General features: G+C 32.8%; 6 protein-coding genes. 3 read left to right on the top strand and 3 right to left on the bottom strand.

Annotation, left to right across the window (positions count from 1 at the left end):
- Window positions 1-250: 250 nt before the first annotated feature.
- Window positions 251-550 carry a GNAT family N-acetyltransferase gene (locus tag C9J35_RS22565; RefSeq protein ID WP_107927080.1) on the bottom strand — a complete coding sequence of 100 codons (300 nt, stop codon included), beginning with the start codon at window positions 548-550 and terminating at the stop codon, window positions 251-253.
- 267 nt (window positions 551-817) lie between these two features.
- Between C9J35_RS22565 and C9J35_RS22570 the strand changes: the two genes are divergently transcribed.
- Together C9J35_RS22570 and C9J35_RS22575 are read left to right on the top strand one after the other, a co-directional pair.
- Entirely contained in the window at window positions 818-1324 is a 507-nt protein-coding gene (locus C9J35_RS22570) for a topoisomerase (protein WP_201262108.1), read from the top strand.
- A gap of 493 nt (window positions 1325-1817) precedes the next feature.
- On the top strand, window positions 1818-3146 hold the full coding sequence (locus C9J35_RS22575) for an alpha/beta hydrolase family protein (RefSeq protein WP_235616408.1): 1329 nt from the start codon (window positions 1818-1820) through the stop codon (window positions 3144-3146).
- Between the two features lie 1372 nt (window positions 3147-4518).
- Here C9J35_RS22575 and C9J35_RS22585 read toward each other — a convergent pair.
- Both C9J35_RS22585 and speD read right to left on the bottom strand, forming a co-directional pair.
- Complete coding sequence (locus C9J35_RS22585) at window positions 4519-4707, bottom strand: DUF4177 domain-containing protein (RefSeq protein ID WP_054770066.1); 189 nt, start codon at window positions 4705-4707, stop codon at window positions 4519-4521.
- A 568-nt stretch (window positions 4708-5275) separates the two neighbouring features.
- On the bottom strand, window positions 5276-6781 hold the full coding sequence (gene speD, locus C9J35_RS22590) for an adenosylmethionine decarboxylase (protein ID WP_054770067.1): 1506 nt from the start codon (window positions 6779-6781) through the stop codon (window positions 5276-5278).
- Window positions 6782-7641: 860 nt separating this feature from the next.
- Between speD and C9J35_RS22595 the strand changes: the two genes are divergently transcribed.
- Window positions 7642-7957: RNA polymerase sigma factor (locus C9J35_RS22595; protein ID WP_268807952.1), on the top strand; the 316-nt coding region annotated here is incomplete at its 3' end.

Below are 7957 nucleotides of genomic sequence, written 5' to 3' on the forward strand. Positions count from 1 at the left end.
AAGCATTGATAAAAAATCATCAATTTTTAGAAGATAAATTTATGAATTTCACAGAAGTCGAACTTCAAGAGGAAGTTACTTCTTATTGGGGTGTTACATACTCACGATATGAATGGTTGTTAGAGATGTAGCTCACATTTATCATCACAGAGGGCAATTACACTCTATGCTTATTCATTGTTATGGAATAGACCCAAAAGTTCCATTGTTTGAATAGAACTTTACTATTGAACTAACGATGCAGTTTAGTTCAAGAATGACAGTAGAAGGTTTCAAGTAGGCGTTCATTAACTTTTACAAATCCACTTTTCTGCAAGAAAAACATTAATTCGTTATTATCGGATGACACATCAATCCTTAACTTTCCGTTATGTTTAAGAGCTAACCCATCTATTATGATAGCTGCTGTTTGAGGATCTGGTGCTACAATAGGTCCTAATATTAGATTTATTGGTTCAAATATTGATAGTCCAAAACCAATGATCTTTCCTGTTTGATTTCTAACAACTAAACATTGTTTTGATTGATCTATCCGGTTAAGACGTATCACCAAACGCATCCGAATTTAATTCAACAACTTCATTAAAATCATTCTCTGAATTTCTCTAATCTGTTGACAAAGCAAGGTTTGTTAGTTAAGATACGATTGTACTCAAGTCCAAAAAAATATACCAAAGTTTATTTCGTGTAGACAAAAGCAGATAGTAATAAAAGCCTCTTTAAATAGAGCTTACTATCATGCTGTTAAATCGGATAAAAATAATTCACAACATCTATGTGCAACTTTACTTAGTTGTCTGAGAAGGAATTAGAAGTTTTGAAAGTTTTGAAAAAAAATATAAGTTCAGGAATTGTATTTAGTTCAATCTTGTTGGTTGGATGTACTGGAGAGCAGAAAAAAGAACAGGAAGTTCAAGAAATAGAAATTAAGCAAGAAGAAAGAGATCCTTCTAAAAACCAGGAATATGATGATGAGGTATCAAAATTCTTATATGAATTAAAAAATAAAATAATAGTATCAATTACAGAACAAACGGTACTTGAGAGGGATACAATAGAAATAATGTTAGAAGGCTTTAAAGATGAAGGGAAAATTAAAGTTTGGTGTTTAATAGGTTTACCAAAGAATACAAAAATTGAAGATACGATGGTTCAACAAATAGTTGAAGATTCTATTAAGAATATTTCTGAAACAGAAAACGTAACAATTAGCGAAGAAAATATATATATCGAGAAATATCTTACTAACGAAGAAGTTCTTAAAGGTTACAAACAACTGTATTATTACATTCGCTTTATAAATAAAAAATATACTTATGGATAGGCTACACTTAGTTGGACATTTTTTATAAAGGATAAGGAGCAATAACTAAGTCCTTTAACGAAGAAGAGCTTTATATGGAGCAATGGGCATGATAGCCTCGTTTGGCTAAGCCAGCCCTATTTTAGCTGGCTACTTGGCGCAACGAATCATGCCCATAGAGGCTCCATGTCAAGCAACTTGTGCGCCCCTTATGCTTTAAGAGAGCCATCTAACCACCTTAAAAAAGTTGTCCAAATCTGTTGCCACTCCACTTATGAAAACGGAGGCTTTAATGAAGCAAGGGTGAAGGTGACTTTTTGGAAGTGAATTAGTAGGGGGAAATTGAATGCCCCCATGAACCTACAATGAATAAAGGGGAGTTTATTTTGAGAGTTTTAGAAATTTTAGTTACTTTCCTTTCTATCGCTTTATTCTTAAGCATTTTTTTTGCAATAAAGAAAAGCAAAACTCGATTATTAAGATTATTATTGGCCTAACTATTCTTTATCTAATTGTGACTCTGCAAATAATCTTTGAAGGATATCGTTGGCAAATGCTTCTGGGGTATATCGTACCATTATTTTTAACTTTAACAATTGCGCTTTTTCCTATTTTCAAGAGCAAGAAAAAACATTGGAGGTGGGGGATAACTGCTTTTTCAATTGTCTACATTGTTGTTATGGTAGGATTACCAGTTCTTTTTCCTATCTTTTCATTTGAAAAACCAACAGGGGAATACTTTATAGGTACCAAATCTTATCACATTATCGATATGAATCGGAAAGAAGTGCGTTCTTCAGATAAAGGTAAACATAGAGAACTAATGATTCAAATTTGGTATCCAAGTAAAGAAGAAAATTCACTTCAACCTGAGCGGTATATTAAAGAAGTGGGGGCCATAACAGCTGGAATTGAACGCGCACTCTCTTTCCCAGCTTGGACATTAAGTCATCTAAATCTTGTTAAAGCTCATGCTAAAGAAAATTTAGCGATTTCCAGTGATAAAAACAATTTTCCTATACTTATTTTTTCTCATGGAATGACAGGTTTTAGGAATCAAAATACATTTCAAATAGAGAAATTAGTAAGCCATGGCTATATTGTCGTTGGGATTGATCATGTTTACGATGCTGCAGCTACAGTATTTCCAAATGGTGAAGAGGTTTTGTTGGAACCAAATAATTTATCAGGCTTTGAAGGTCTTGATCAGCACATGGAAATTTGGACAGAAGACGTATCGTTTGTCTTAGATATATTAGAAGAATGGAACAGTGATAAAGGTATGGACTTTCTTAGTGGTAAATTAAATATGGATAAAATAGGAATGTTCGGTCACTCTTATGGTGGTGCTGCTGCTGCTCAAATGTTGTTAAAAGATGTACGTATTAAAGTAGCATTGAACATGGATGGAGTCTTATATGGGGAACCCATCCCAACAGTTGGATTCTCAAAACCTTATATGCAAATGAATGCAGTAAAAAGTATCGATAAATCCATTTTTGACACTTCCTTAGATGCCGCCATTTCACTTAGTGGGAAATCCCGATCTTCCTACGAAGCGTTTTGGAAAGAAAGTCAGGAAAGACGGGAAAACGCCTCAAAGGGTAAAGGATTTACAATGGTTATTCCCAACACATCTCATATGAGCTATACAGATTTCCACTTATTCTCACCTTTACTGTGTAATAAAGGCGAGGACATTAGAAAAGTGCACAAAATTATTAACGAACTTAGCTTAGCCTTTTTCGATGAATTCCTATTGGAAAAAAAAAGTGGCCTTATCTGGGATAAAGCAAATAAATATCCTGAAATAAGTCTTCACTCTTCAATAGAAGAAGACTAAAATGAATGACTTATCTTTTTTATTCAAAAAGTGAAAAAGAAGTAGAACAGGTGTTGGTAAATGACTAAAAGAAAGATAAAAGACTATTTTAACCAATCGTTTTTTAATAATAACATGCAACAATATATGATTATTTGTGCTTTTATTCTAGCACTAGTTGCGCTCTGGTTCGTCCCAGCGGAAATTTCGATTCATTTTAATTCATTGAATTATACTGATATTAAGGTAACTAAATATATTGGATTTTTTCCCATTTTTATGACAATAACATATTTAGTGAGACATATTCATTGGCGAACGTATCTTCTATTATATTTTTTGTGTATTCTCCATCTCATATTGATTTGGTTAGCGTTATGAAACAAAATTGGACTTTGATTAGTCATCAAAAATATTACTAATGGAAATAATTGAGGAGTTTCAGATGACAAGAAAGCAAAAGCTGTATTACCCTTCTATATGTAGTTGATTACGGGAATTGAAAAGACTACCAATCTCTAAAATAGTGCCCTTTAGCTAAATCAAGCATGGAAAAGTCCCACGGGTGCTTCCGTTCGACCCCAGCTACTATCAATTTATAAATTGAATAAAAAATTTTCAACCAGATTTCTCTGGCTGACCTTATCATACAAACGGGGTGCTTTAGGTTAATAAGGATAGGACTTGTGTTTATGATTAAATTTCATGTATGCAAGTCCTTTGGTTATTCTTTCCTTAACCACTCCTATAGCTCCACAGATGCTCTGTAGCAACAATTAGATAGCCTGTGTGAAAAATAAATCCCTCTGTTCCACTACCAAAACCCTCACAGGCTAGTTAAAATGCTCTAGAAGCTTGCTACGGTTAATCTAAACCAACACGGGTGTAAATTTAAAATAGCCTTTTAATTAAGATTGATAATTTATAGCAAAGTTCGATAATTTTAAATAAAGAATGATTAAAATCATCTCCCCTCTAGTCTTAGTTGAGAGATGATTTTTCTTGTTGGATATTTATGTTAATATCACTATGAAGATTGTGAAGAAATGTACTTAAACTAACTAAGCAGGATAGTTGAATAGTGCTGTTTGACCTTTGTTCAACAATTGGGCCATTTAACGGAATAAAAGTTTTAAATAAAATTGGATATTTATTTTAATATTTAGGTGGTATTGTGAAGAATACTTAAATTAACGAGGCAGGTTTGTTCAATAAGAAATCACAAAAGGAATGAGCATTTGCTGTAAAAATAGATTAGATTATTAATGTCTAATAAAAAGTAATGCAAAAAATGAGGCACATTAGAACAAAACTGTTCAGTGATAAAAAGCTGATGAGTTTAAGTAAACAGAATTCTACATTATGTTCCCAAAAATAGAAATACCCCTCAAATCTAATTAAGGGGTCTCTCGAAAATTAATTCAAAATAGGCTGCGGAACCATATCCTTTAGTTGAAGGAGCAAAAATTTGAACAAATCTCCATCCGTCAGATGCGTATTGGTGAATTATATTTTGATAATCTTCTTTTGGTTTACTACCCCAAGCATTTAGTTCCACTTTAACGAAATGGTATTCGTACATTATTATCACCTCGAGAATTAGTTGACTTAGTTAATATACGAAGAAAGTAGAAGATAGTTTCATAATTAGATTTTCAATCCGAATAAACGATCAAAGCCAATATTGAGTTGAAGATAAAGCCACTTAAAAATACAACTCTTTTAAAGAAAGCCCAATAATATTCAGACAAACCTTTTTTCGTTGATTTAGTTTATAACAATACGTAGACATTATGCAGTTGTTTAATAAGCGTCGCTGTACTTCTTAAACTAAGCGGCACGATTGTTCAATTAGAGCAGTCGACGTTTGTGTTTATTTATTTTCATTGCAAAGAATTTTAATCCTAATTTAACCCCAGCGACTTTTTGAGGATGAAAAAAGCATCTTAACCAATTTGGCTAAGATGCTATATAAACCTTGATATAACAGTATTAGAGTAAAAGTCACGTATGCCGTAGTTATTATAGAAAGTTTTAAACTACCACTCCTCAAATGAGTTGTTACACGTAAATTATTTAAAATGCAAATAAGAAAAAGAGAAACAACTTCTTTTTCTTTTTGCGTTTTATGGGTTTATATTACCCATTATCTATTTACCTCGATGTACGTAATGCTGTGTGGCATTTCCCGCATTAAATTGCTCAGTAATATATTGTACAGCCTCTTGTAGCGTTAATTTACTGTTACAAGTGAAAACATCTATTGCCGCATAGCCGTACTCTGGCCACGTATGAATCGTTAAATGTGATTCTTGAATAATGACTACACCACTAACCCCGTAAGGTGAAAAATGATGGAAATGTTCGGTCACAATTGTTGCTTTTGCTTTATGGGCAGCCTGACACATAATCTTTTTAATTTGTTGTACGTCATTGAGCAATGCACCATTGCAATCATGCAACTCTAATAATATATGATGCCCTAATGTATGCTGGGATTGTGTTTTTTTTACTGTTCGCTTAATTTGTGAAAACTTGTTATTTTTGCAATTCGGACAACTACTGGATTGAAGCTGTGTAATCGTAGTGTATTCGTTGCCAGTGCCTACTGTAAGTGAGTTCTTACAATGATTACACTGATAAACAACAGATTTCTTCTCAATCTCTCCTGTGTAAATTGGTCGCGTAAATTTACGCTGATTAGGAATATAAGGATTCATTTGCTTTGTTGTTTGTAATACGAATAACTGACTTGTAGCACCTAAAATCTGCGCACCTTCATAGTTGTTTATGTCGTAATGAATATTATTAATCACAAAGCCCATAGCATATAAGCTTTGCTGTAGCTCCCATTGCTTTTGATAGCTACGTTTGGCATAGGAAAAAAACACATGCCGCATTGCTTCTGGCTTTAGTGCATTAATTGCACGTGATAAAAAGAGCTGTGCGCCAATCAAGGTATACGGTGTATCTGTATATACGCAATCAAACTGGGCAGCGTATGTTTCGGGCAAAGGCACCTGAACATTATAATAATCTGTTGTAATCGGAAGCTCATAGTCTTTAGCTATTTTGCTAATGGTACTTAAAACTCGTCTATCAATATCTAATACAATAATTTTAGTTGCAGAGTGTGGAGCGATTTTCTTTATTAAAAATGCTAATGCAATACTAATGAAATCATCATCACCTAAACACAAAATGCGCTTATTGAGTAGCATCGTATAGTCTAGTGCGAGTAATGCACGTTTTAAAGCTGTCTCAACTGTACATTTTGCTTGATCAATTGCCACGTCAGCTTTAGGTCTAGCATCATAAATAGTGCTTAATTCGCTTATATTTTGTGTAATCCATTCTATTCGAAATGCATCATCTGTCGTTAATTGTAGATAGAGTTCGGCATCGGCACCTGAGAGTTGGAAATATTGCGAAACGGCTAGCTGGCCCTTTTTCGTTAAGCTATGTTTACCCCAACCTTGTTTGGCAAATTCTTTCTTCATTGCTGAAACAATAGGTATTGGTAAGTCTGTCATATAAGCTAAAGATTTAGTTGTACAATTATTATGGAAATATAAAGTAAGTAGAGCTTTTTCTAATGTATGATAATGTTCTTCAAGCTGCATATCAACTGTAATTTGTTGTAATTGTTTTTGCATTGTAGATTCGTCCTCTCAATTTTAATAAGTAAAAAATTAAAATTGTCTAAATCAACGAATAGAAAAAGCGCGAATAAAATTAGTCGCGCTAAATGTTTATACTAAGCTCACTAATTCTAATCTTGCTTTTTTTGCACAACAAATAACACCCATATAAGGTGGTTTTGTTAAACAAAATTATTAAGCTATAACGTTGATTTAGATTAGAATTCTACAGTAACAAAAAGTTCACCCTTTAATAAAATAGTATTATTACTATATTATAGATATAGTAATTTCACAAGTTATATTTACAGGTAAAAAAACCGGCATTAACAATAGCGGAGACGTCAACACTACAAAGTCATAGCTAACAAGGTGTGGCTTTTATTATGCATTTGAAATAAAAGAAAAATGCTTTTATGTATTAAGTTTATATAAACGAGTATAATATTTATAACCAAGACCTTCCAACTTTATGGAAAGGTCCTTTTGTACTTGATAAGTGTCATAACTTGAGAGTTGTGGAACGGATTCTTATTCAACTAACAGGCGCTTTTCTTTTAGAAATGCGTCTGTATTCATTTAAGGTCCATTTATTAACTATATTATAAACAGTTTTATATTAACCAGGTGAACCGTATCACAAATGATGGTAAAACAAAGGGTTGATCTACTATAAATAGCCATTGGCTGTCGAAGATTGATTAAATGTAATCAATATATTTTTTAATGAATTTGGCGAGAAGCAAAAACTTTCTTGCCAAGTTCTTTTTTTATGTCTCAACTAAAGAAATATACGTTATAGAGAAAGAAATTAAAGTTGTAATTTTTTGTTAACCTTTTTAGTATTGAAACGTTTTAAAGGTGGGAGGGTTGATATGAATGATGCCATAATGGTCAAAAAACTAAATGAGATACTGAAATTTGTTTATGCGTATTTAATAAAAATGGGGGCTTCAAAGGAAGATGCAGAAGATATTATCCAAGATACTGCGTATAAGTTTTTACAATACATAGATTCTGTCCAGTTTGATAATATCCAAAGTTGGCTTTTTAGAGTCGCAGTTAATCAATATTATGATTTGTCCCGTAAGAAATCTAGACGAAGAGATATATTATTGAAATTCAACGTACAGGAAATATTTGAGGAAGAAACACCTGAAAAAGTCCTCATGCAAAGTGAACTAGAAAGAG

This window comes from Lysinibacillus parviboronicapiens (assembly GCF_003049575.1).
Lineage (GTDB): Bacteria > Bacillota > Bacilli > Bacillales_A > Planococcaceae > Lysinibacillus > Lysinibacillus parviboronicapiens.

Excerpts from the sequence above, each read along its gene's own strand:
- C9J35_RS22585 (WP_054770066.1), bottom strand. The coding sequence starts at position 4,707 with ATGTACGAATACCATTTCGTTAAAGTGGAACTAAATGCTTGGGGTAGT.
- speD (WP_054770067.1), bottom strand. The coding sequence starts at position 6,781 with ATGCAAAAACAATTACAACAAATTACAGTTGATATGCAGCTTGAAGAA.